This window comes from Pseudomonas jinjuensis (assembly GCF_900103845.1).
Classification (GTDB): domain Bacteria; phylum Pseudomonadota; class Gammaproteobacteria; order Pseudomonadales; family Pseudomonadaceae; genus Pseudomonas; species Pseudomonas jinjuensis.
The window spans coordinates 256,730-280,119 of the sequence record NZ_FNIJ01000008.1 but is presented as its reverse complement, the minus strand read 5'-3'; the positions used below and the strand labels follow the sequence as shown (position 1 = coordinate 280,119).

The 23,390-nt window shown below is 67.1% G+C and carries 21 protein-coding genes; 15 read left to right on the top strand and 6 right to left on the bottom strand.

Annotated features, from left to right (window positions below):
- The first annotated feature begins 578 nt into the window (after positions 1-578).
- Both BLR75_RS13905 and BLR75_RS13900 read left to right on the top strand, forming a co-directional pair.
- A complete protein-coding gene (locus BLR75_RS13905; protein WP_084309537.1) occupies positions 579-2,135 on the top strand; it encodes a long-chain-fatty-acid--CoA ligase in 1,557 nt (518 codons plus the stop codon).
- A gap of 155 nt (positions 2,136-2,290) precedes the next feature.
- Positions 2,291-3,850, top strand: coding sequence for a long-chain-fatty-acid--CoA ligase (locus BLR75_RS13900; RefSeq protein ID WP_084309538.1), 1,560 nt, complete (start codon positions 2,291-2,293; stop codon positions 3,848-3,850).
- Between the two features lie 53 nt (positions 3,851-3,903).
- On the opposite strand, the gene yaaA is transcribed toward BLR75_RS13900, so the two are convergent.
- Both yaaA and BLR75_RS13890 read right to left on the bottom strand, forming a co-directional pair.
- Positions 3,904-4,683: a peroxide stress protein YaaA gene (yaaA, locus tag BLR75_RS13895; RefSeq protein ID WP_084309539.1), complete on the bottom strand. Its 780-nt coding sequence runs from the start codon at positions 4,681-4,683 to the stop codon at positions 3,904-3,906.
- Between the two features lie 57 nt (positions 4,684-4,740).
- Positions 4,741-5,709, bottom strand: a complete 969-nt coding sequence (locus BLR75_RS13890; RefSeq protein ID WP_084309540.1) for a LysR family transcriptional regulator — start codon at positions 5,707-5,709, stop codon at positions 4,741-4,743.
- A gap of 169 nt (positions 5,710-5,878) precedes the next feature.
- On the opposite strand from BLR75_RS13890, the gene BLR75_RS13885 reads away from it, so the two are divergent.
- The 8 genes from BLR75_RS13885 (at position 5,879) to BLR75_RS13850 (ending at position 14,411) form a co-directional block, all read left to right on the top strand.
- On the top strand, positions 5,879-7,168 hold the full coding sequence (locus BLR75_RS13885; protein WP_084309541.1) for an MFS transporter: 1,290 nt from the start codon (positions 5,879-5,881) through the stop codon (positions 7,166-7,168).
- Positions 7,169-7,187: 19 nt separating this feature from the next.
- Positions 7,188-8,417 (top strand): Zn-dependent hydrolase, encoded by a 1,230-nt coding sequence (locus BLR75_RS13880; protein ID WP_084309542.1) that lies wholly within the window; start codon positions 7,188-7,190, stop codon positions 8,415-8,417.
- Between the two features lie 12 nt (positions 8,418-8,429).
- Entirely contained in the window at positions 8,430-9,446 is a 1,017-nt protein-coding gene (locus tag BLR75_RS13875; RefSeq protein WP_084309543.1) for a histone deacetylase family protein, read from the top strand.
- 446 nt (positions 9,447-9,892) lie between these two features.
- Positions 9,893-11,284, top strand: a complete 1,392-nt coding sequence (locus tag BLR75_RS13870; protein ID WP_084309544.1) for a PhoH family protein — start codon at positions 9,893-9,895, stop codon at positions 11,282-11,284.
- A 238-nt stretch (positions 11,285-11,522) separates the two neighbouring features.
- Complete coding sequence (gene moaC, locus BLR75_RS13865) at positions 11,523-11,999, top strand: cyclic pyranopterin monophosphate synthase MoaC (protein WP_084309545.1); 477 nt, start codon at positions 11,523-11,525, stop codon at positions 11,997-11,999.
- Complete coding sequence (locus BLR75_RS13860) at positions 11,996-12,244, top strand: MoaD/ThiS family protein (RefSeq protein ID WP_084309546.1); 249 nt, start codon at positions 11,996-11,998, stop codon at positions 12,242-12,244. The genes moaC and BLR75_RS13860 overlap by 4 nt, the downstream gene beginning before the upstream one ends.
- A gap of 4 nt (positions 12,245-12,248) precedes the next feature.
- Positions 12,249-12,701, top strand: coding sequence for a molybdopterin synthase catalytic subunit MoaE (gene moaE / locus BLR75_RS13855; RefSeq protein ID WP_084309547.1), 453 nt, complete (start codon positions 12,249-12,251; stop codon positions 12,699-12,701).
- 195 nt (positions 12,702-12,896) lie between these two features.
- Complete coding sequence (locus BLR75_RS13850) at positions 12,897-14,411, top strand: C69 family dipeptidase (protein WP_084309548.1); 1,515 nt, start codon at positions 12,897-12,899, stop codon at positions 14,409-14,411.
- Positions 14,412-14,573: 162 nt separating this feature from the next.
- On the opposite strand, the gene BLR75_RS13845 is transcribed toward BLR75_RS13850, so the two are convergent.
- Positions 14,574-15,701: an NAD(P)/FAD-dependent oxidoreductase gene (locus tag BLR75_RS13845; protein WP_084309549.1), complete on the bottom strand. Its 1,128-nt coding sequence runs from the start codon at positions 15,699-15,701 to the stop codon at positions 14,574-14,576.
- Positions 15,702-15,867: 166 nt separating this feature from the next.
- On the opposite strand from BLR75_RS13845, the gene moaB reads away from it, so the two are divergent.
- The 5 genes from moaB to ubiT are packed head-to-tail and all read left to right on the top strand — an operon-like array spanning position 15,868 to position 20,022.
- On the top strand, positions 15,868-16,425 hold the full coding sequence (gene moaB, locus BLR75_RS13840) for a molybdenum cofactor biosynthesis protein B (protein ID WP_084309550.1): 558 nt from the start codon (positions 15,868-15,870) through the stop codon (positions 16,423-16,425).
- The gene (locus BLR75_RS13835; protein ID WP_084309551.1) at positions 16,422-17,639 is read left to right on the top strand and encodes a molybdopterin molybdotransferase MoeA; all 1,218 of its coding nucleotides are present in this window, start codon (positions 16,422-16,424) and stop codon (positions 17,637-17,639) included. Before moaB ends, BLR75_RS13835 begins: the two co-directional genes overlap by 4 nt.
- Positions 17,640-17,657: 18 nt before the next feature.
- The gene (ubiU, locus tag BLR75_RS13830; protein WP_084309552.1) at positions 17,658-18,653 is read left to right on the top strand and encodes a ubiquinone anaerobic biosynthesis protein UbiU; all 996 of its coding nucleotides are present in this window, start codon (positions 17,658-17,660) and stop codon (positions 18,651-18,653) included.
- Between the two features lie 11 nt (positions 18,654-18,664).
- Positions 18,665-19,555 (top strand): U32 family peptidase, encoded by an 891-nt coding sequence (locus BLR75_RS13825; protein WP_084309553.1) that lies wholly within the window; start codon positions 18,665-18,667, stop codon positions 19,553-19,555.
- On the top strand, positions 19,549-20,022 hold the full coding sequence (gene ubiT, locus BLR75_RS13820; protein WP_084309554.1) for a ubiquinone anaerobic biosynthesis accessory factor UbiT: 474 nt from the start codon (positions 19,549-19,551) through the stop codon (positions 20,020-20,022). Before BLR75_RS13825 ends, ubiT begins: the two co-directional genes overlap by 7 nt.
- 196 nt (positions 20,023-20,218) lie before the next feature.
- On the opposite strand, the gene BLR75_RS13815 is transcribed toward ubiT, so the two are convergent.
- The 3 genes from BLR75_RS13815 to BLR75_RS13800 form a co-directional block, all read right to left on the bottom strand.
- Positions 20,219-20,578, bottom strand: coding sequence for a putative zinc-binding protein (locus tag BLR75_RS13815; protein WP_084309555.1), 360 nt, complete (start codon positions 20,576-20,578; stop codon positions 20,219-20,221).
- A gap of 202 nt (positions 20,579-20,780) precedes the next feature.
- Positions 20,781-21,434: a two-component system response regulator NarL gene (gene narL / locus BLR75_RS13805; RefSeq protein ID WP_084309557.1), complete on the bottom strand. Its 654-nt coding sequence runs from the start codon at positions 21,432-21,434 to the stop codon at positions 20,781-20,783.
- A complete protein-coding gene (locus BLR75_RS13800) occupies positions 21,431-23,287 on the bottom strand; it encodes a histidine kinase (RefSeq protein ID WP_084309558.1) in 1,857 nt (618 codons plus the stop codon). The genes narL and BLR75_RS13800 overlap by 4 nt, the downstream gene beginning before the upstream one ends.
- Between the last annotated feature and the right edge of the window lie 103 nt (positions 23,288-23,390).

The window sequence follows — 23,390 nt, the reverse complement described above, 5'->3', positions numbered from 1 at the left end:
GGAACGGCAGGGATCAAGCCCTGTTGAATATCAGGGACGTTGCGCAGATAGGATTTTTCAAATTCACGGATAGTTCCTGCCGCTCATCCCGAACGAAAGTTTCACAAGGCTATCCAGTTGCCATCCATTGATCTCGGAATGATGGCAAATCTCCCGCTTCGTATTCCCTGTGCAAATTGCAGGATGCCGAAAAGTTCCCGAAAATATTTGTCTGAAAATTGATCGGATCACCACTCGAAAGACTTGGTCCGGTGCGTTTCAGTGCAACTTGCAATCGTGAAATGCACAGGATGGCGCCTCGCCTGTAATGGCCAATGGATTACAGGATGATTGGCATTTGCGGAAATTCCGGACGCCAGTCGGCGCTGCGATGGCGCTGAAAAGTTCTTCCGCGGGAGAGGCGTTTCCGGATGAGCGGTAGCGAAAGGCACATCGATCGCAGGGACTTCCCCGCGCTGGCGCGGCGGGAAATGCTGGCGATGCGCTTATGGTTCCTTTGATCTATGCCCGCCGCCGCCAGCCGACCCTAGGATGCCCGGGTGGTCATCCGAAAACAGAACAACAAGAGGGTTCGCTTCATGCATCTTACGCAAGGCCTGCACACCTCCGTCCTCATGACGCCGGACAAGATCGCCACCATCTTCCGCGGCCGTCATCGCACCTACAGGGAGCTCGGCGAGCGGGTGGCCCGGCTGGCCGCCGGCCTGCGCGGACTCGGCGTGCAGCCAGGCGACCGCATCGCGATGCTGGCGTTGAACTCGGACCGTTTCCAGGAATACATGCTGGCCGGCTGGTGGGCCGGCGCGGTGCTCAACCCGGTGAACATCCGCTGGAGCGCGGCGGAGATCGTCTATTCGCTGGACGACTGCGACACCGGCCTGCTGATCGTGGACGACGCCCACCTGCCGCTGGTGGAGGCGATCGTCGCCGGCGCCCGCCGCAAACCGGTCCTGATCCACGCCGGCGACGGCCCGGCGCCGGCGGGCATGCACTCGTTCGAGGCACTGATCGCCGATTCGCAGCCGGTGGAAGACTGCCGGCGCGGCGGCGAGGACCTCGCGGTGATCCTCTATACCGGCGGCACCACCGGCCTGCCCAAGGGCGTGATGCTGTCGCACCGCAACCTGTGGACCAGCGCGCTGATGCGCATGGCCGACCTGGAGCCGCTGCGCGACACCGTCTGCCTGAACGTCGCCCCGCTGTTCCACACCGCCGGCCTGTCGCGGGTCGCGGCACGGGTGATCCAGGGCGAGCCGAATGCCTACGTGCCGTTCTTCGAGCCGACCGAGGTGCTGGAAACCATCGAGCGCGAGAAGGTGGCGGAGATCATGCTGGTGCCGACCATGCTGCAGGCGCTGCTGGCGCATCCGCGCTTCCGCGAATTCGACCTCTCCAGCCTGAAGCGCATCGCCTATGGCGCCTCGCCGATCAACGCCGCGGTGCTGGAGCACGCCCTGGAAGTGCTGCCGGGCGCGAAGTTCTACCACACCTACGGACTCACCGAGAATTCGCCGGTGATCACCATCAACCCGCCGGAAAACCACGGCCCCGAAGCGCGCGCCAGCGGCCTGTACCGCTCCGCCGGCCGGGCGCTGACCGGGCTCGCCATGCGCATCGTCGACGCCGACGGCAACGAGGTGCCGCGCGGCACGGTGGGCGAGGTGACCTGCATGGGCCCGACCGTGATGCAGGGCTACTGGAACAAGCCGGAAGAAACCGCCAGGGCGCTGCGCGATGGCTGGCTGCATACCGGCGACGCCGGCTACGTCGATGCGGACGGCTACCTGTTCATCGTCGACCGGGTGAAGGACATGATCGTCAGCGGCGGCGAGAACGTGTACTCGGCGGAGGTGGAGAACGCCCTGGCCCGCCACCCGGCGGTGGCGATGTGCGCGGTGATCGGCATTCCCCACGAAACCTGGGGCGAGGCGGTGCACGCGGTGGTCACCCTGAAGCCTGGCTGCAGCGCCGACGAGACCGAACTGCGCGCCCATTGCCGCGAGTTCATCGCCGGCTACAAGTGCCCGAAGACCGTCGAGTTTCGCGACGCCATGCCGCTCTCCGGCGCCGGCAAGATCCTCAAGCGCGACCTGCGCGAGCCGTACTGGCAGGACCGGGCCCGCGCGGTCAACTGAGGCCTGCCGCCGCGCATCCGGTCCCCGTTCGGCGGGGACTGGTCCGTTCGACCGATTCCCGGCACCGCCGCCTCTCACTCCTTTGAGCCATGACGGTGCCGGGACCGCCGCCTAGGATGCATGCCTTCTACAAGAACAACGGTCGAGGTTTTCCCATGCAACTGACCCATGGTCTGCAGATCGCCATGCAGATGAATCCCGAGCGGGTCGCCACCATCTACAAGGACCGCCGGCACACCTTCCGCGAGCTGGGCGAGCGCGTGGCGCGCCTGGCCGCCGGCCTGCGCGGCCTCGGCGTGCAGCCGGGCGACCGCATCGGCATGCTGGCGCTGAACTCCGACCGTTATCTGGAATACATACTGGCCGGCTGGTGGCTCGGCGCGGTGCTCAATCCGGTGAATACCCGCTGGAGCGTCCCGGAGATCGTCTATTCGCTGGACGACTGCGATACCCGCTACGTGATCGTCGACGACCAGTTCCTGCCGCTGACCGAAGGCATCCTCGCCGCGGCGAAGAACCGGCCGCTGCTGATCCACGCCGGCGATGGCGAGGCGCCTGACGGCATGCACTCCTTCGAACGGCTGATCGCCGATTCCGCGCCCATCGCCGACTCCGGCCATGGCGGCGACGACCTGGCGGTGATCATGTACACCGGCGGCACCACCGGCCTGCCCAAGGGCGTGATGATGTCGCACGCCAGCCTGTGGTCCTGCATGTTCATGCGCATGACCGTGGCGCCGATCCGCGACGACTCGCTGGCGCTGGTGACTTCGCCGATGTTCCATATCGCCGGCCTGGCCTACGCCGCCGCACGGGTGGTGGTCGGTGTGCCGAGCTGTTTCCTGCCCATGTTCGAGCCGACCATGGCGCTGGAAGCCATCCAGCGCGAGGGGATCACCGAAGCGGTGCTGGTGCCGACCATGCTGCAGATGCTGCTGGCCCATCCGAAATTCGCCGAGTACGACCTCGGCAGCCTGCGCCGCATCAGCTATGGCGCCTCGCCGATCAATGCGGCGGTGCTGGAGAAGGCCATGGAAATGCTGCCGGCGGGCATCGAGTTCATCCACGCCTACGGCATGACCGAGAACGCCGGCACGGTGACCCTCAACCTTGCGGAGAACCATGGCCCGGAAGGGCGCGCCAGCGGGCTCTATCGTTCCGCGGGGCGGGTGATGACCGGCCTGCAGCTGATGATCGCCGACTCCGAGGGCAACGAGGTGCCGCGGGGCGAGGTCGGGGAAATCCTGATCAAGGGACCGTCGGTGATGCAGGGCTACTGGAACAAGCCGGAGGAAACCGCCTCGGCGCTACGCGACGGCTGGTTCCACACCGGCGATGCGGCCCGGATGAACGAGAACGGCTACATCTTCATCGTCGACCGGGTGAAGGACATGATCGTCAGCGGCGGCGAGAACGTGTACTCGGCGGAGGTGGAGAACGCCCTGGCCAAGCACCCGGCGGTGGCCATGTGCGCGGTCATCGGCATCCCCAGCGCGGAGTGGGGCGAGGCGGTGCATGCCATCGTCACCCTGAAGCCGGGGGTGACGGCGAGCGAGGACGAGCTGCGCGCCCTGTGCCGCGAGCACATCGCCGGCTACAAGTGCCCGAAGAGCGTGGAATTCCGCGACGCCATGCCGCTGTCCGGCGCCGGCAAGATCCTCAAGCGCGAGCTGCGCGAGCCCTACTGGAAGGGCAAGGGCCGGGCGGTGAACTGAGTTCCCCGTAGTGCTACGGGCCTGCCGTGTAGGCCCGCTTCAAGCGGCCCGCTTCAATCGTCGGGCTGGTCGCGCAGGAACACCAGGTTGTCCGCGCCGGACTGTTCGGCGCTGAAGCGATAGCCGGCGTAGCTGAAGTCCTTCAGCCCGGCCGGGTCGCTCAGGCGTTCGCGGATCACATAGCGCGCCATCAGCCCGCGGGCCTTCTTGGCGTAGAAGCTGATGATCTTGTACTGGCCGTTCTTCAGGTCCCTGAACTCGGTGTCGATGACCCGCGCATTCAGCGCCTTGCGCTTCACCGCGCCGAAGTATTCGTTGGAGGCCAGGTTGAGCAGCACGTCGTCGCCCTGTTCGGCCAGCGCCTCGTTCAGCCAGCCGCTGATGCGCTCGCCCCAGAAGGCGTAGAGGTCCTTGCCACGGGCGTTGGCCAGCTTCGTGCCCATTTCCAGGCGATAGGGCTGCATCAGGTCCAGCGGCCGCAGCACGCCGTACAGGCCGGAGAGCATGCGCAGGTGGCGCTGGGCGAAGTCGAAATCGTCCGCGGAGAAGTCCTCGGCGTGCAGCCCGGTATACACGTCGCCCTTGAACGCCAGCAGCGCCTGCTTGGCGTTGGCCGGGGTGAAGTCCGGGTGCCAGCTGCCGAAGCGCGCCGCGTTCAGGCCGGCCAGCTTGTCGGAGAGGCTCATCAGCTCGGCGATCTGCGCCGGCGTCAGCTCGCGGAGGATGCCGATCAGCTCCTGGGCGTCGTCCAGGTGTTCGGGCAGCGTGAAGCGCTCGGTCACCGGAGCGGTGTCGTAGTCCAGGGTCTTGGCGGGGGAAATCACCATCAGCATCGTGCAGTCTCCTTCAAGCGAGGGGCGATTGTAGGGGCTGAGGGCGTGAGGCTCCAGCTATGGCGACGATAGGAGACGCTGCTCCATCGGCACCTGTTCCATGCGCTTGAGCAGTTCGCCGAGGAAGCAGCGCTCGGCCTGGGTGTGCTTCTGCTCGCGGTTCCACAGCAGGTGGATGTCCACGTCGGCCACGCCATCCTCCGGCGGCAGTTGCCAGAGACGGCCCTGGGCGAGGTCGTCGGCGACGATGTGCTGCGGCAGGCAGCCGATGCCATAGCCGCAATAAACAAGACGGCGGATTTCCTCGAGGCTCGGCGAGGAGGCCACCAGCTTGCCGGTGAAGCCCTGCTGGTCGCGGAAGATGGTCAGCGGCGAGAGCGCCTCGCCGATCTGGTCGCTGGTGAAGGACACGAAGTCCTCGCCCAGCAGGTCGTCCAGGCGCAGGTCGCGGCGGCCATAGAGCGCATGGTGGCGCCCGCAGAAGAAGGTGTAGCGCTGGCGCAGGAAGGCGCGTTGCTCCAGGCGCGGCGAGGGCAGGCGGCACAGCGCCAGGCCGAGGGTGGCGGTCTTCTGCTGCAGCGAGCTGAGCACGTCGGCGCTGCGCATCACCTCGATTTCCAGTTCGACGCCGGGATGGGCACGGTGGAAGTCGGTGAGGAAGTCGTCATAGAAACCCGACTGGATGCGGCTGATGTTGAGCATGCGCACCTTGCCCACCACCTGGTCGGCCGGCTGCTCCAGCGCAGCCGCCAGACGCGAGACGTTGCCGTTGACATCGCCGGCGATGCGCAGGATTTCCTCGCCGATCGCCGTGATTTCGAAGCGCGGTCCCCGACGCTGGATCAGCGCGGCGCCGAGTTGCTCTTCCAGACGGCGCAGCGCCTGGCTGACCGCCGGCTGGGTCAGGTGCAGGCGTGCGGCGGCGCGGCTGATGCTGCGTTCCTGGCCGATCACCAGCCAGGTGCGCAGCAGGTTCCAGTCCAGCCGGTCGTTGAGAAAGCGGCCGAGGCCGTCGCGAGGTTCCACAGGACAATCTCCGCTCGTAGGTCGTCCGATTATAAGCGGGAATTATTCTTTGAATAACGATTAGAAAATTGAATGATCATGGTCCCGGTGCGATAACGCTGGTCAGGCGTTGCAGAACGCCGCTCGTACAGCGTCTGCCCAGAACAATCGACAAGATCGGGAGCCTGAAATGTCCCAACCCGCGCCACAGCCGGTCCGTGCCGCCACGGCCGCCTTCATCGGTACCATGATCGAGTGGTACGACTTCTACATCTACGCCACCGCCGCCGCCCTCGTGTTCGGCACCCTGTTCTTCCCCTCCGACAGCCAGTTCCTCAGCACCATGGCCGCCTTCGGCACCTTCGCCGTGGGCTTCTTCGCCCGGCCGCTGGGCGGGCTGATCTTCGGTCACCTGGGCGATCGCATCGGGCGCAAGAAGGCGCTGCTGGTCACCCTGGTGATGATGGGCGTGGCGACGGTGTGCATCGGCCTGCTGCCGACCCACGCGCAGATCGGCGTTGCGGCTCCGGCGCTGCTGGTGGCCTTGCGCATCGTCCAGGGCATCGCCGTGGGCGGCGAGTGGGGCGGCGCCGTGCTGATGGCCGGCGAGCATGCGCCCAGCGGACGACGCACCTTCTTCGCCTCGTTCGCGCAGCTCGGCAGCCCGGCCGGGCTGATCCTCTCGCTGCTGGCCTTCAAGGCGGTCACCAGCATGGACAGCGCGACCTTCCTCGACTGGGGCTGGCGCCTGCCGTTCCTCGCCAGCGCGGTGCTGCTGATCGTCGGCCTGGCGATCCGCCTGGGCGTCAACGAGTCGCCGGAATTCGCCCGCATCCAGCAGCAGTCGCGCCAGCACAAGCTGCCGGCGCTGGAGGTGCTGCGCAGTTCCTGGCGACCGCTGCTGCTGTGCATCGGCGCCAATACCATCGGTATCGCCGGCGTCTATTTCACCAACACCTTCATGATTTCCTACACCACGCAGAACCTGCAGATCGACCGGGCGCTGATCCTCGACTGCCTGTTCTACGTGGCGATCATCCAGTTCTGCGTGCAGCCGCTGGCCGCGCGCCTGGCCGAAGTCATCGGCTCGGCACGCTTCCTCAAGCTGGCGGCGCTGCTGGCGGTGGCTTCTCCATACCCGATGTTCCTGCTGGTCAGCCAGGGCAGTTCCGGAGCGATCATCGTCGGCATCGCCACCGCGGTGGTGTGCATGTCCAGCTTCTATTCGGTGATCGCCGGTTTCGTCAGCGAGGTGTTCGAGACCCGCGTGCGCTACTCGGCGATCTCCATCGCCTACCAGGTCTGCGGCGCCATCGCCGGCGGCCTCACGCCGCTGATCGGCACCTTCCTGGCGCACCGCTTCGATGGCCAGTGGCTGCCGCTGGCGCTGTTCTATTCCCTGCTGGCCGGCCTCTCGCTGCTGTGCATCGTCGGTCTGGACCGCCGCCAGCGCCTGCGCACCGCAGCGGCCGCTGCCTGATTTCCCCGAGGACTGATTGATGCTGAAGATCGATGGCGCCCGCCTGTGGGCGAGCCTGATGGACATGGCCCAGGTCGGCGCGACCGCCCGTGGCGGCTCCCGCCGACTGGCGCTCTCCGAAGAGGACCGCGCCGGCCGCGAACTGTTCGAAGGCTGGTGTCGTGACGCCGGCCTGAGCCTGCACCGCGACGCCGTGGGCAACCTGTTCGCCCGTCGTGCCGGGGAGGACGACAGCCTCGACCCGGTGGTGATGGGCAGCCACCTCGACACCCAGCCCGAAGGCGGCCGCTTCGACGGCGTCTACGGCGTGCTGGCCGGACTGGAAGTGCTGCGCAGCCTGAACGACCGGGGCATCCGCACCCGCCGTCCGTTGGAAGTGGCGGTGTGGACCAACGAGGAGGGCGCGCGCTTCACCCCGGCGATGCTCGGCTCGGCGGCGTTCACCGGCGCCATGGCGCTGGACGCGGCGCTGGCGTCCCGCGATGCCGAGGGCGTCAGCGTCGGCGAGGCGTTGCAGGCACTCGACTGGCAGGGCGACCTGCCGCTGGGGCGCCGTCTCGACGCCTATTTCGAGGCGCACATCGAACAGGGGCCGATTCTCGAAGACAACGGCATCGACGTTGGCGTCGTCACCGGCGGCCAGGCGATCCGCTGGCTCGATGTACGCGTCGGCGGGCAGGCCGCCCACGCCGGCACCACGCCGATGCCGCTGCGCCACGACGCGATGTTCGGTGCGGCGGAGATGATCCGGGCGCTGGAGTCACTGGCGCAGCGTTTCGCGCCCAACGGACTGGTGACCGTCGGCCAGTTGGAGATCGCCAAGTCCTCGCGCAATACCATCGCCGGCCTGCTGGACTTCACCATCGACCTGCGCCACCACGGCGACGACGTGATCGCCGCCATGGAGCAGGAAGCCCGCGTGCTGCTGGCGGACATCGCCGCGCGTCGCGGGCTGGCGCTGGAGATCGGCGTGCACTGGGTCAGCCCGGCCACGCCATTCGACGCTGACTGCGTCGGCCACGTGCGCGAGGCGGTGCAGGCGCTGGGCTACTCGCACCAGGACATCGTCAGCGGCGCCGGCCACGACGCCATCCACCTGGCGCGGGTCTGCCCGACGGCCATGGTGTTCATTCCCTGCGTCGGCGGGCTCAGCCACAACGAGGCCGAGGACGTGATTCCCGAACAGGCCACCCAGGGCGCCGATGTGCTGCTCAATGCCGTGCTGGCTCGCGCCGGCCGTGCCGACTGACAGGAGATAGCCGTGCTGACGTTCTTCCATCCCGATCAACTGCTGCATGTGCCGCGCAGCTACTTCTCTCGTGGCCAGATGCGCACTCCGCAAGAGCTGCCGCAGCGCGCCGAACGACTGCTGAAGGCGGTGGGGGCGATGGGCTTCCCGATCCTGGTGCCCGACGACTTCGGTCGTCAGCCACTGCTGGCCGCGCACAGCGAGGCGTACCTGGACTTCCTCGAACACGCCTACCAGCGCTGGCATGAAGTGCCGGAGGACTGGGGCGACGAGGTGATGTCCAACGTGTTCATCCGCGAGGGCAACCCGCTGCGCGGCATCCTTGCCCAGGCGGCGCGCTACCTGGCCGACGGCAGTTGTCCGGTGGGCGAGCACACCTGGCACTCGGCCTACTGGTCGGCGCAATCCGCCGTGGCGGCGGCGCGGGTGGTACGCGATGGCGCGCCGGCGGCCTACGCCCTCTGCCGTCCGCCGGGACACCACGCGCGGGAGGAGGGCGCCGGCGGCTTCTGCTACCTGAACAACGCCGCCATCGCCGCAGCGGAGCTGCGCCAGCGCTTCGACAGGGTCGCCATCCTCGACACCGACATGCACCATGGCCAGGGCATCCAGGAAATCTTCTACGGCCGCGACGATGTGCTCTACGTGTCGGTGCACGGCGATCCGACCAACTTCTACCCGGTGGTCGCCGGCTTCGACGACGAGCGCGGCGAAGGGCAGGGCGAAGGCTTCAACCTCAACCTGCCGATGCCGCATGGGGCCGGCGAGGAGGACTTCTTCGTGCAGGTGGCCGAGGCGCTGCGCGCGGTGCGCGACTTCGGTGCGCAGGCGCTGGTGCTGTCGCTGGGCTTCGACATCTACAAGGACGACCCGCAGTCGAAAGTGGCGGTGAGTACCGAAGGTTTTGCCCGGCTCGGCCGCGAAATCGCCGCGCTGGGGCTGCCGCAGGTCATAGTGCAGGAAGGCGGGTATCACCTGCAGACGCTGGAGCGCAATGCGCGGGCGTTCTTCGGCGGCTTGCAGGGCTGAGGGCATGCGCGTCCGCCTAAGGGCGGGCGCGTGGCTCCGATTTGTGTCCGTAAGGGACGAGTATCGTTAGGAAATTTCGGATTTCGACTTCGCGAAGGCGCTGATCCGGGAGATGCTGCGCAGTGACCGGATTGCCGCGAAAAATGCTGAACCGGCATTCATCGGAGGGAAAGATCTTTAACGCTAGCGGAGGCTTAGCTCACTGCCAAGCTATTTCAGCGCAGGTAAAAAAAAATGTCCTTCAGAAGGAAAAGTACTTTTTACCGTCACAATTTTTCCTGTATTTGTTGAGCCGTAGACCGCCGAATCCTGCACACAGGTGGCGGCCCCGGCCCGTCACTTGCTTGCATCCTCTCTCGAGCCTCCTCGAGAGTCGGCGGCTCACCACACGGCGGAGCGCTGGTCTGGCATTCCGTCGTTACCTTCCAAGAAGAGGTGACCCGCGTATGGATGACCACGGACGCTCCCGCCCCACCAAGCCCACCCTCTACGTTCTCGACACCAACGTTCTGATCCACGACCCCAACGCACTGCTGAATTTCCAGGAGCACCACGTAGCCATTCCGATGACGGTGCTGGAGGAACTGGACAAGCTGAAGGCCGGAAAGCACACCATCGCCGCGGAATGCCGCCAGGCCATCCGCCTGATCGACCAGGTGCTGGGCGAAGCGTCGCCCGAGGAAGTGGAGGAGGGCGTTCCGATCCAGCGCGGCAAGAGCGGCCCGTGCGGCAGCCTGTCGATCCTCATGAGCAAGCGCGCCGAACCCATCACCTGGCTGCCCGAGCACCTCAACGACAACCGCATCATCAACCAGCTGGTGGAGCTGCAGAGCCGCCACAACGCCAAGCGCGTGGTGCTGGTGACCAAGGACATCAACATGCGCCTGAAGGCGCGCGCCTGCGGGGTGGCGGCGGAGGACTACCACACCGACCAACTGATCGACGACGTCAACCTGCTGTCGCGCGGCTACCACTCGCTGAGCGGCTCGTTCTGGGACCGCGTCAGCACCGTGGAGACCCGCCAGGACCACGGCCGCACCTGGCACCGCGTGCAGCTCACCGACAACCTGCCGGCGGTGCACATCAACGAGTTCATCGTCGACGAGCAGGGCTTCGTCGGCTGGATCAAGGGCATCGAGCAGGACGAACTGCTGATCCTCGACCTGCACCAGGAACCGCTGCTGCACCAGGAAGCCTGGGGCCTGCGCCCGCGGGACGTGTACCAGTCGCTGGCGCTCTACGCGCTGCTCGATCCGGACATCCACCTGGTCAACCTGTCCGGCGCCGCCGGCTCCGGCAAGACCATCCTCGCCCTGGCCGCCGCCATCGAGCAGACCATGGTCACCAAGCGCTACCGCCGCATCATCGCCACCCGCAGCGTGCAGGGGCTGGACGAGGACATCGGTTTCCTGCCCGGCACCGAGGCGGAGAAGATGGAGCCCTGGCTCGGCGCCATCACCGATAACCTGGAGGCGCTGCATTCCGACGACGAATGTACCCACGGCAGCGTCGACTACATCCTCAGCAAGGTGCCGCTGCAGTTCAAATCGCTGAACTACATCCGCGGGCGCAGCTTCCAGCAGAGCCTGATCCTCATCGACGAGTGCCAGAACCTCACCCCGCACCAGATGAAGACCATCATCACCCGCGCCGGCAACGGCTCGAAGGTGATCTGCCTGGGCAACCTGGCGCAGATCGACACACCCTACCTGTCCGCCACCAGCTCCGGCCTGACCTACCTGACCGAGCGCTTCAAGGACTTCCCCCACGGCGTGCACGTGACCCTGCAAGGGGTGCCGCGCTCGGTGCTGGCGGAGTTCGCCGAGCTGAACCTGTAACTCCTGTAGGAGCGGGCCGTGCCCGCGACCAACCGCGCTTTCGCGGGCATGGCCCGCTCCTACAAAAACCGCGGACTCAGCGTTCCCACGCTCCCGCGTGGGAACGCATCCTACGACGCTATCGATCCCGGAATACCTCTTTCTGTATACAATCATCCCTCCAACGCCCCGCCCGACGGTTATCCCCGGGTGGCGCCAGGGCTTAAACTGATCTCCCCACCAGCCAAGAGTCCCCTCCGTGCTGACCCATCTCGATTCCCAGGGCCGCGCCAACATGGTCGATGTCACCGAAAAAGCGGTGACATCCCGTGAGGCGGTGGCCGAAGCGCGGGTGCGCATGCGCCCGGAAACCCTGCAACTGATCCAGGACGGCGGCCATCCCAAGGGCGACGTGTTCGCCGTGGCGCGCATCGCCGGCATCCAGGCGGCCAAGCGCACCCACGAACTGATCCCGCTGTGCCATCCGCTGCTGCTGACCAGCGTCAAGGTCGAACTGGAAGCCGATGGCGCGGACTGCGTGCGCATCGTCGCGCGCTGCAAGCTGGCCGGGCAGACCGGCGTGGAAATGGAGGCGCTGACCGCCGCCAGCGTCGCCGCGCTGACCATCTACGACATGTGCAAGGCCGTGGACCGCGGCATGACCATCGAGCAGGTGCGCCTGCTGGAGAAGCTCGGTGGCAAGAGCGGCCATTACGTAGTCGAGGAAACCCCATGATTCGCGTGCAGTATTTCGCCCGTTACCGTGAAGCGCTCGGCCTGGATGGCGAGCAGCTGGCCTGGGACGGCAGCCTGGCCCGCCTCGACGACCTGCGCCACCTGCTGCTGGAGCGCGGCGGCGTGTGGAGCGTGCTCGCCGAGCAGAACCTGATGTGCGCGCGCAACCAGGAGCTGTGCAGCCTCGACGAGGCGCTGCAGGACGGCGACGAAGTGGCGTTCTTCCCCACCGTGACCGGAGGCTGAGGCGATGGCGATCCGTGTGCAGGAACAGGCGTTCGATCCCGGCGCCGAGCTGAATGCGCTGCATGCCGCCAATGTCGGCATCGGCGCGGTGGTCGGCTTCGTCGGCTACGTGCGCGATTTCAACGACGGCCGCGAAGTGGGCGGCATGTTCCTCGAACACTACCCGGGGATGACCGAGAAATCCCTGGAGAAGATCGCCGCCGAGGCTGCCGAGCGCTGGCCATTGCTGCGCCTGGAAATCCTCCACCGCATCGGCCGCCTGGAGCCGGGCGAGCCCATCGTCTTCGTCGGCGCCGCCAGCGCCCACCGCCAGGCGGCGTTCGACGCCTGCAACTTCGTCATGGACTACCTGAAGACCCGCGCGCCGTTCTGGAAGAAGGAAGACACCACCGAAGGCCCGCGCTGGGTGGAAGGCCGCTGCAGCGACCATTCGGCTGCCAAACGCTGGGAAAATTGATCTCGGACATTAGATAGCTGACTAATCATCTCCGTCTGTTCGGATTTGGCTAATCTGGCCACCGTCGCCAGGTGGTCGGCACTTCAGCTCAAAGCTCCAGGACCTCTTCGCCCTGCCTTAACCAGTACACCTCCTGGCTATCAACTGGTTCGGCCCTGAAAGCCGTTCCAGCCCGCTGATCGAAAGGAGAGTGTCATGCGCATCAAGAATTTCGTCCTCAAGGGCCTGGTTTCCGCAATGCTGGTCGCCGGCATGTCGCAGAGCGCGCTGGCCTGCACCACCATCATCGCCGGCCGCGGCGCCACCGCCGACGGTTCGGTGCTGGTCGCCCGCCTCGAGGACTACACCACCAACAACCACGCCAAGCGCTTCGTGGTGGTGCCGCACCAGCAATACAAGGACGGCGACACGCTGAGCTTCGACAATGGCGTCAGCGTGCCGGCGCCGAAGATCGGCCTGCGCTACACCGCCATGCGCGACTGGAACGGCGACCAGTTCGGCGCCCTCGGCCAGTGGAGCGAGTTCGGCAGCAACGAGGCCGGGGTGGTGATTTCCGCCACCAACAGCACTTCGCCGAACGACCGCGCCGCCAAGGCCGACCCGCTGGTGGCCGACGAGGGCGGGGTGGTCGAGGCGATCATCCCGGACCTGATCCTGCCGCAGGCGAAGACCGCCCGCGAGGCGGTGGAACTGCTCGGCCACTACGTCGACACCCTCGGCGCCGGCGAGACCAACGGCATCGAGATCGGCGACGCGAAGGAAGCCTGGCTGTTCGAGATCGGCTCCGGCCACCACTGGATCGCCGTGCGCGTGCCGGACGACAGCTACATGGTGATGGCCAACGGCATGCGCGTGCATGACGTCAACCTCAACGACCACGCCAATGTCATCGCCAGCAAGGGCATCGCCGAGTTCGTCGAGAAGAACCAGTTGCTGGACAAGGTCGACCCGGCGAAATTCAACTTCGCCAAGGCTTTCGGCGTGGTCGGCGACGCCTACAACATCGACCGCGAATGGCTGGTGCAGGAACGCCTGACACCGTCGCACAAGCAGGCCATCCGCCAGCAGCAGTACCCGTTCATCGACAAGGCCGACAAGCCGATCAGCGTGCCCGAGGTGGCCGCCATCCTGCGCGCCGACACCTATGCCGGTACTCCGCTGGACGGCAAGAAGCCCGCCGACGGCCAGAAGCAGCGGCCGATCGCCATGGAGCGCAATGTCGAGGCGCACATCCTGCAGGTTCGCGGCGACATGCCCAAGGACTTGCAGGTGCTGTCCTGGCAGTCCCTCGGCAACGTACGCGACGGCCTGTTGCTGCCGTACTACCTGGAAAGCCTGCGCAGCACGCCGCAAGCCTTCCAGCAGGGTAACGACGACTACGACGGCCAGTCCGCCTGGTGGACCTTCCGCAGCCTGACCAGCCTGGCGCACAGCAATGACGCCAGGTACATGCCGGTGCTGCACGCCTGGCGCGACCGCATCGAAGGCAGCCTGACGACCGCCCAGCCGGCCACCGACGCCATGCTCAAGACCCTCGCCGCCAAGGACCCGGAAGCCGCCCGCGCCTACGCCGAACGCTTCAGCAACGGCACCGCGCTGTGGGCCCTGGACCAGGCGAAGACGCTGCAGTCGCACTTCATGACCGACCTGACCCGCTCCACCGAGCTGAACTACAGCCCCGAGGAGCTGGAGAAGATCAAGCACCTCTGACGGTTTCGGCGGATAACGCTGGCACGTTATTCGCCCTGCCCGGAACGGTTCCGCTGACAAGGGTGGATGAGGTTTTTTTCATCCACCATTTTCGGGGCCGCATGCGCGGCCATGGTGGATCGGTGGAGCGTGATCCACCCTACGCACGCCTGAGCCCTTTCGTTACCTGCCAAGCCGCCCCGGCGCCAGCATCTCCGCACTCAACCCCTGCCGCTGCAGATGCTCCGGCAACGGCTCGCCGCGGATCAGCGCCGCGCTGGCCTCGCCCATCGCCGGGGAGGTCTGCATGCCGTAGCCGCCCTGGCCGGCGACCCAGTAGAAGCCCGCCACCCGCGGATCGTAGCCGGACACCAGCCCGCCATCGGCGACGAACGAGCGCAGCCCCGCCCAGGCATGGCTGGGGCGGCGGATGCTCAGGGTGGTGTGTTCCTCGATGCGGTAGATGCCGGTGGCGATGTCCAGCTCCTCCGGCTGCACGTCGTGCGGCTCCACCGGATCGGCATTGGCCGGCGAGCCCAGCAGTTGGCCGGCATCCGGCTTGATGTAGAAGGATTCGTCGAGGCCGACCAGCATCGGCCAGCGCTGGCAGTCCACGCCTTCCGGCGGGGCGAAGAGGAAGGCCGCGCGACGCTTCGGCTGCAGTCCGAGCGGGGCGACGCCGGCCAGCGTGGCGACCTTGTCGCACCAGGCGCCCGCCGCGTTGACCAGCACCGCTGCGCGGAAGGTTTCGCCGCTGCTGCGCACTTCCCAGCCGCCGTCGATCCGCTCGATGCCCAGCACCTCGCAACCCAGCTGGATGCTCCCGCCATTGTGGCGGATGCCGCGCAGATAGCCCTGCAGCAGCGCGTCGGTATCGATGTCCGCGGCGGTCGGGTCGTGCATCGCGCCATGCACCTGCTCCCGGCGCAGGGCGGGGAACATCGCGCAGGCCTCGTCGGCGTCGATCAGGCGCATCTCCGGCACGCTGGCGCGGGCGCTGTCGAACTGGCGGTGCAGCTCGTCGGGATTGCCCTCGAAGTCCACGATGATCTCGCCGCGCGGCGAGAGCAGCGGGTGCTCGGTGAAACCGGCCGGCGGCGCGTCGAAGAAGGCGCGGCTGGCGACCGTCAGCGCACGCACCTGGGGCGCGCCGTAGGCCGGGGTGTAGAGCGCGGCCGAGCGGCCGCTGGAGTGGTAGCCGGCGTGTGCCTCGCGTTCCAGCACGGTGACGCGGCCGTGGCGCGATAGCCAGAAGCCGGTGGAGGCACCGGCGATACCGGCGCCGATGATGAGGTAATCCGTTTCGATCATTCCGGACATTCCGTTTGGGGAGTGAGTTGTCGGGGGAGATGGTAAGGGGAAATTTCCTCGCGGTGCCGTTTCCCTTTTCGCAGCCTTTCCTACCCCTTCCGAGGAATGGCCTGATACCTGTCTTCGGCGCAGGCTGGCGGGCAGCCTGATTTTCCCGGAGATGCCCATGAGCCACCTGGCCACGCAGGAGTTCCAGTCCCTGCAGATCGCCGTCCTTACCGTCAGCGACACCCGCAACCTCTCCACCGATACTTCCGGACAGACCCTGGCGAACCTGCTGCAGGACGCCGGCCACCAACTGGCCGAGCGCCGCCTGGTGCCGGACGACATCTACCAGATTCGCGCCGTGGTCTCCGCCTGGATCGCCGACCCCGCCATCCAGGTCGGCCTGATCACCGGCGGCACCGGTTTCACCCTGCGCGACAACACGCCCCAGGCCGTGGCGCCGCTGCTGGAGCGCACGGTGGACGGTTTCGGCGAGCTGTTCCGCCAGGTCTCCATGCAGGAGATCGGCGCTTCCACCATCCAGTCACGCGCCCTCGCCGGGATCAGCAACGGCACCCTGGTCTGCTGCCTGCCCGGCTCTCCGGGCGCCTGCCGCACCGCCTGGAACGAAATCCTCCTCGGCCAGCTGGACAGCCGCACGCGGCCGTGCAACTTCGTGCCGCACCTGAAGGTCCAGCCCGATCAGGCCGAACGCCTCTGCTGCGGTAGCCGGGCATGAGCGGCTGCGGATGTTCGGGCCATGACCTGCGCCCGGTGGATGAAGCGCTGGCCGCACTGCTGCAACGGGTACCGGCGCCGCCGAAGGTGGAGCGGGTGCCGCTGGGCGAAGCGCTGGGGCGGGTGCTGGCGGAAGACCTGAGTGCGACCCAGGACCAGCCGGCCTGGGACAACAGCGCGATGGACGGCTACGCGCTGCGCGCCGCCGATCTGCCTGACGCCGGTGGCGCGCTGCCGCTGGCCGGGTGCATCGCCGCTGGTGATCCGGCCAGCGATGCGCTGCCCGCAGGGCACGCCGTACGCATCTTCACCGGCGCGCCGCTGCCGCCGGGCGCCGACAGCGTGGTCGCCCAGGAAGACTGCCGAATCGACGGCGAGCGGGTGATCCTGCCGCCGGTACGGCGCGGCAGCCATGTGCGCCTGCGCGGCGAGGAACTGCGCGAGGGCGCCCCGCTGCTGCGCAAGGGCAGCCGCCTGCGCGTCCAGGAGCTGGGCCTGCTGGCCAGTGTCGGGATCGCCGAAGTACCGGTCCATCGGCGCCTGCGCGTCTGCCTGCTGAGCAGCGGCGACGAGCTGCGCGAGCCGGGCGAGAAGCTGGCTCCCGGGCAGATCTACAACGTCAACCGCTTCAGCATCGGCGCGCTGCTCGACGGCTGGGGCATGGAACTGCACGACTACGGCGTGCTCGCCGATACCCTGGCGGCCAGCCGCGACGCGTTGAGCCTGGCCGCTTCCGAATGGGATGTGCTGATCACCTCGGGCGGCGTTTCGGTGGGCGAGCGCGACCATCTCAAGCAGGCGATCCGCGAACTCGGCGAACTGCACCTGTGGCGCCTGGCGATGCAGCCGGGCAAGCCGCTGGCCTTCGGCGAGATTTCCGGCAAGCCGTGGATCGGCCTGCCGGGCAACCCGGCCGCGGCGCTGGTCACCGCGCTGGTGGTGGCGCGGCCGTTCCTGCTCCGTGCACAGGGGCAGGTCGAGGTCGATACGCCGCTGCTGGAACTGCCCGCCGGCTTCGACTGGCCGAAGCCGAATGCCCGCCGGCAGTACCTGCGGGCGCGCCTCGAACAGGGCCACGTAGTGATCCATCCACAGCAGGGTTCGGCGATGCTGCTCGCCGCCAGCTGGGCCGACGGCCTGGCGGTGGTCGAGGCGGGCGCGACCCTGCGCGAGGGCGAGCCGGTGGGCTACCTGCCGTTTTCCGCTCTGCTGTAGCTGATTCTTGGGGGATGCATGCAACTGGTCTGTCCCGCGGGCAGTCTGCCCGCGCTCAAGTCCGCCCTGCGTGAAGGGGCGGACGCCATCTACGTCGGTTTTCGCGACGACACCAACGCCCGGCATTTCACCGGTCTCAACCTGGATGACCGCCAGCTGGAAGAGGGCCTGCAGCGCGTGCGCCAGGCCGGCCGGCAGCTGTACATCGCGGTGAACACCTATTCCGGCGCGCAGGGCTGGGCGCGCTGGCAGCGTGCGGTGGACCGCGCCGCGGACCTCGGCGTGGACGCGCTGATCGCCGCCGATTGCGCGGTGCTCGGCTATGCCGCGAGGCGCCATCCGGGGTTGCCGCTGCACCTGTCGGTGCAGGGTTCGGCGACCAATGCCGGGGCGCTGAGCTTCTACCACGAGCACTACGGCATCCGTCGTGCCGTGCTGCCGCGGGTGCTGTCGCTGGCCCAGGTGCGCCAGGTCGCCGCCGGCAGCCCGGTGCAGCTGGAAGTCTTCGCCTTCGGCAGCCTGTGCATCATGGCCGAGGGGCGCTGTCACCTGTCCTCGTACGTCACCGGCGAGTCGCCGAACCTCTGCGGAGTCTGTTCCCCGGCCAAGGCGGTGCGCTGGAGCGAGGAACCGGAAGGGCTGACCTCGCGCCTCAACGAAGTGCTGATCGACCGCTACGCTCCCGGCGAGCCGGCGGGCTATCCGACCCTGTGCAAGGGGCGCTTCCTGGTCAACGGCCAGCGTTTCCACGCGCTGGAGGAACCGACCAGCCTGAACACCCTCGACCTGCTGCCGCAGCTGGCGGAAGTCGGCATCGCCGCGGTGAAGATCGAGGGCCGCCAGCGCAGTCCGGCCTACGTCGAGCAGGTCACCCGCGTCTGGCGTCAGGCGCTGGATACGCTGCAGCGCGCGCCGGACCGGTTCGCCGTGCAGCCGGCGTGGCAGAAGACGCTGGCCAATCTTTCCGAAGGGCACCAGACCACGTTGGGCGCCTACCACCGTTCCTGGCAGTGAAGGAGCCGTCGATGAAACTGAGCCTGGGGCCGCTGCTGTTCTACTGGGATCGCCAGCAGACTCTCGATTTCTATGCGCAGATGGCGGAACAGCCGCTGGACGCCATCTATCTTGGCGAAACCGTCTGCTCCAAGCGCCGCGCCCTGTCCCTGGACGACTGGCTGGGGCTGGGCCGCGAGCTGGCGCAGCAGGGCAGGGCGGAGATCGTCGTCTCCGGACTGGCGCTGCTCGAGGCCGCCTCCGAGCTGTCCACGCTGCGCCGCCTGTGCGCCAACGGCGAGCTGCGCGTCGAGGCCAACGACATGGCCGCGGTGCATTACCTGGAGCGCCTTGGCGTGGAGTTCGCCGGCGGGCCGTCGCTGAACATCTACAACGGCCATACCCTGGCCGAGCTGCACCGCTGCGGCCTGCGCCGCTGGGTGCCGCCGGTGGAGTGCTCGGGCGAACTGGTTCTCGGCGTGCTGGATCAGGTACAGGCGCTGGGCGTGAGCGACATCGAGACCGAGATCTTCGCCTACGGCCATCTGCCGCTGGCCTGGTCCGCCCGCTGCTTCACGGCACGTGCGGAGAACCGGCCGAAGGACGATTGCCGGTTCTGCTGCCAGAACTACCCGGAAGGCATTCCGCTGCAGAGCCAGGAAGGCCGGACGCTGTTCACCCTGAACGGCATCCAGACCCTTTCCGGCGAACCGAGCAACCTGCTGGCCGACTACGCCTCCCTGCAACGCTGCGGCGCCGACCTGCTGCGCCTGAGCCCGCGCGCGCAGGGCATGGCCGAGGTGATCCAGGCCTTCGACCAGGTGCGCCGCGGCGCCAGCCCACCGCTGGCGGTGGACGGCTGTAATGGTTACTGGCATGGCCAGCCCGGCATGCTGCGAGCGGATGAGGTGGGACTGTGCTGAACCTGCAGACTGGCGCCCTGCGCGCCGCCGAACGCCTGCTGCCCCTGGCGGCGCGGGTACCGCAGCCGTTGCAGCGACTGGTGCTGCAGCGGGCGATCGATCGCCTGTTTGCCCGGCCGCTGGCCGATGGCGAGTTCGACGTTCTATCCGGGCAGTGGCTGCGCCTGGAAATCGCCGACCTCGGCCTGGGCTGGAACCTTACCCGCGTACCCGGCGGCCTGCGCCTGGTGCAACGCTGCCGGCCGAGCGTGACCATTCGCGGCAACTGGCGCGATTTCGTCCTGCTGGCCAGCCGTCACGAGGACCCTGACACCCTGTTCTTCCGCCGCCGGCTGGTGATCGAGGGCGATACCGAACTGGGGCTGGCGGTGAAGAACCTGATCGACAGCCTCGACCCGGAAGATCTGCCGGGATGGCTGTGGAAGGGGATGCAGCGGGCGGGGGATGCGGTGCAGCAGGCGGGGTGAGAATTGGCGGGTTGCCCCCGCTCTCGCGGGCATGGCCCGTTCCTACAGGGGGTGGGCTCTTTGTAGGGCGAATGAAGCGGAACGCTTCATTCGCCGACAAGGCCCTGCCGATGGCGCATAACGCTGGCGCGTTATGCGCCCTACCCGGACATGTCAGTAACCGGTAGGAGCGGGCCATGCCCGCGATCGAGGCTTGTCAGGCCGGCTGCTTCAGCAGGAAGGACAGTTCCTCGAACAGCATGTCGGCGTCTTCCTCGGTGCAATCGGCGCCGTAGCGCTTCTTCAGGCCGTACTCGCTGAGAGTCAGGTGGGTGTCCGCGGTGACGCCGCAGCGGGCCAGGCAGCCTTTCACGCAATGCAGCGGGCAGCCGTCGAGGGCGATGATCCGGCGGCCGGATTGCGCCTTCTTCACCAGCATCGGTACGCCGCCGCCGACCCCGGCGATGCAGGACATTTCCGCCATGCCGGCGCGGTCGAGGCGCAGGGCGAGGTCGTTGGCCAGTTGCGCGACGTTGGAGCAGCCGGAGCAGGAGTAGACGAGGGGGAGATCGGACATGGGGCACCTCCAGGCAGAGGAGTCAGTGTCATCCTGCAGGAGGGCGGGGAGGCTTGATTCATATCAAGCGCGGGTGGCGGATATCGCGAAGGGGGTATTCGAGGTCGGGATTAACGTAGGGTGGATGAGGCTTTTTTCATCCACCCTTGTGGGGGCCGCATGCGCGGCCACGGTGGATCGATAGAGCTGATCCCCCCTTCGGTCAGGCCAGATGATTCTCCACCGCCCACACCGCCGCTTCGACCCGCGAGCGCATGCCGAGCTTGTGCAGCACGCGCTTCACGTGGACCTTCACCGTGCCTTCGGTGATGTCCAGCTTCCGCGCGATCATCTTGTTGCTGTAGCCCTGCGCCAGTTGACGGAGGATCTGCCGTTCGCGGTCGGTCAGTTCCTCGATGCGCTGCGGGTGTTCGTCGCCGCGCAGGGCCTGGGCGAGGATCTGGGTCAGCTGCGGGCTGAGGGTGAGCTGGCCGGTGGCGGCCTGGCGGATGTGTTCGAGCAGGCGTTCCGGCTCCATGTCCTTGAGCAGGTAGCCGTCGGCGCCGGCGCGCAGCACGTTGATCACGTCGCTCCGGTCGTCGGACACGGTGAATACCACGATGCGTGCATCGACGCCGTTGGCGCGCAGCGCGCGCAGGGTTTCCAGGCCGTTCATGCCGCGCATGTTGAGGTCGAGGAGGATCATGTCCGGGTCCAGCTCGGCGGCGAGACGGAGTGCTTCCTCGCCGCTGCCGGCTTCGCCGATAACGCTCAGGTCGTCTTCCAGTTCGAGCAGCTGGATTACCCCCTTGCGCATCATCGGGTGGTCGTCAACCAATAGGATACGGGCCGGCCCGTCGGTGGCGTGGTCGGTCATCGGATGGATTCCTCGCGGGTGCCGTGGGAAAGCGGCTGCGGTGTGAAGGATAGCCGGACCCGTGTTCCCTGTGGTGCGCGAGGCCCGATGTCGAGTTGCGCGCCGAAGGTCTGGCTGCGTTCCCGCATGATGCTAAGGCCGTAGTGGCCGCTGGGGCCGTGCGCTGGGTCAAAGCCGATGCCGTCGTCTTCAACGCACACCTCCACCCGGCCGTCGGCCTGTTCGTTCAGGCGCACCCAGGCGTTGCTGGCGCCGGAGTGGCGCGCCACGTTGGAAAGCGCCTCGCGGATGATCTGCAGCAGATGGATTTCCTCGTTGGGGTGCAGCGGAATGTGGGTGATCCGGTTGTCCAGTTCGACCGCCACGCCGCGCTCGGTGAATTCCTTCACCGTGCCGGCCAGTGCGGCTTCCAGGCTGGGTTGTTCGAGGCTGAGGCGGAAGGTGGTGAGCAGTTCGCGGAGCTGGCGGTAGGCGCTGTTCAGGCCCTCGCGCAACTCATTGAGGGTGGCGTCGATGCTTTCCGCCGGAGCGTCGCGCTTGCGCAGCATGCCCAGCCGGCTGACCTGGATCTTCAGGTAGGACAGCGATTGCGCCAGCGAGTCGTGCAGCTCGCGGGCGATGGTGCCGCGCTCGGTGAGCAGGGCCAGGCGGCTTTCCTGCTCCTGTTGCAGGGACAGGGCGAAGGTGCGCGCGATGTTGTCGCAGAAGGCCGCGAGGAACTGCTGTTGCCAGTCCTGCAGACGTTCGCCCCGGGCCTCGACGAAGAGATCGCCGAAGCGATGCTCGCCGATCACCAGCGGCTGCATGAACAGCGGCTGCGGCCCCTTGGCCGGCTGGTCGCAGGGGATGGCCTGGGCGCGGCAGGCGTTGCAGTCGCCCTGCAGGCAGAAGGCGGCGCGGCTGCCGGTGGTGGTCAGCGAGTTGTAGGCGCGCTCGACGCCATCCTTGTTCAGGCACAGGGTGACCCTGCCGGCCTGCAGCACGCTTTCCAGGCGGGCCAGCAATGGCTGCAGGCTGCGCTGGTCGTAGGGGTCCTCGCCGAGGCGGCGGGCGCTGGCGTAAAGCAGTTCGAGACGCTGGTGGCTGTGGGAGAGGGCGCGGGTCTTCTCTTCGACCCGTGCCTCCAGGTCGCCGTAGATGCCCTGCAGTTCTTCGGCCATCTGGTTGAAGCGTTCGCCGAGCAGGCTCAGCTCGTCCTCGCCATTGGACACCACCCGCGTGTCCAGCTCGCCACGTCCGAGGCGGCGGGCGGTACGGGTGAGTTCGCGCAATGGGCCAACCACATGCACGCTGAGGTCATAGAGGGTGATGAAGACCACCAGCAGGCTGAGGAACAGGCACAGTCCCTGCACGGTACTGAGCATTTGCGAGCGGCGTTCGGCGTCGTGCTGCAGGGTGCCGACGAAGTGGTCGATATGCCCGACATAGACGTCCAGCTGCTGCAGGTCAGGGGACGTGCGGATGTCCAGGCGGCTGAGCTCGTCGCGCAGTTGCCGGTGCTCCTCGCGCAGCGGCGCCTCGTGCTCCAGGCGTTCCAGAAGACGGCGGATTTCCGGGCCGTCGAGGCGTTCGGCGAGGGTCGTCCGCATCTCCGAGCGCTTCTCCAGCGAGGGTTCCATGCCCAGCCGGTAGGTGAGCATGCGCAGCGAGCCGGCCTGGTTGATCACCGCGGCGTCCTGGTGCGAGTAGTCGGCGAACAGCAGTGCACTGAACATGCCGGCCAGGGCCAGCGACACCAGCAGGGTGAGGTAGCAGCCGAAGCGCAACACCAGCGAGCGGCGCAGGACGTTGCTGCTGCTACCTCCAAAGAGTTGGTCACTCCCGGCGATGCCTGGGGAGGCTCCCTCTTTCATATGGTTTTTCCTTTTAAAACAGTAAGTTAAGTGTGTTTTTCGGCTGTACCTCATTGGAGGTAGAGGCGCGTATCGGCGCACGAACGGCATTTCTCTTCATTGA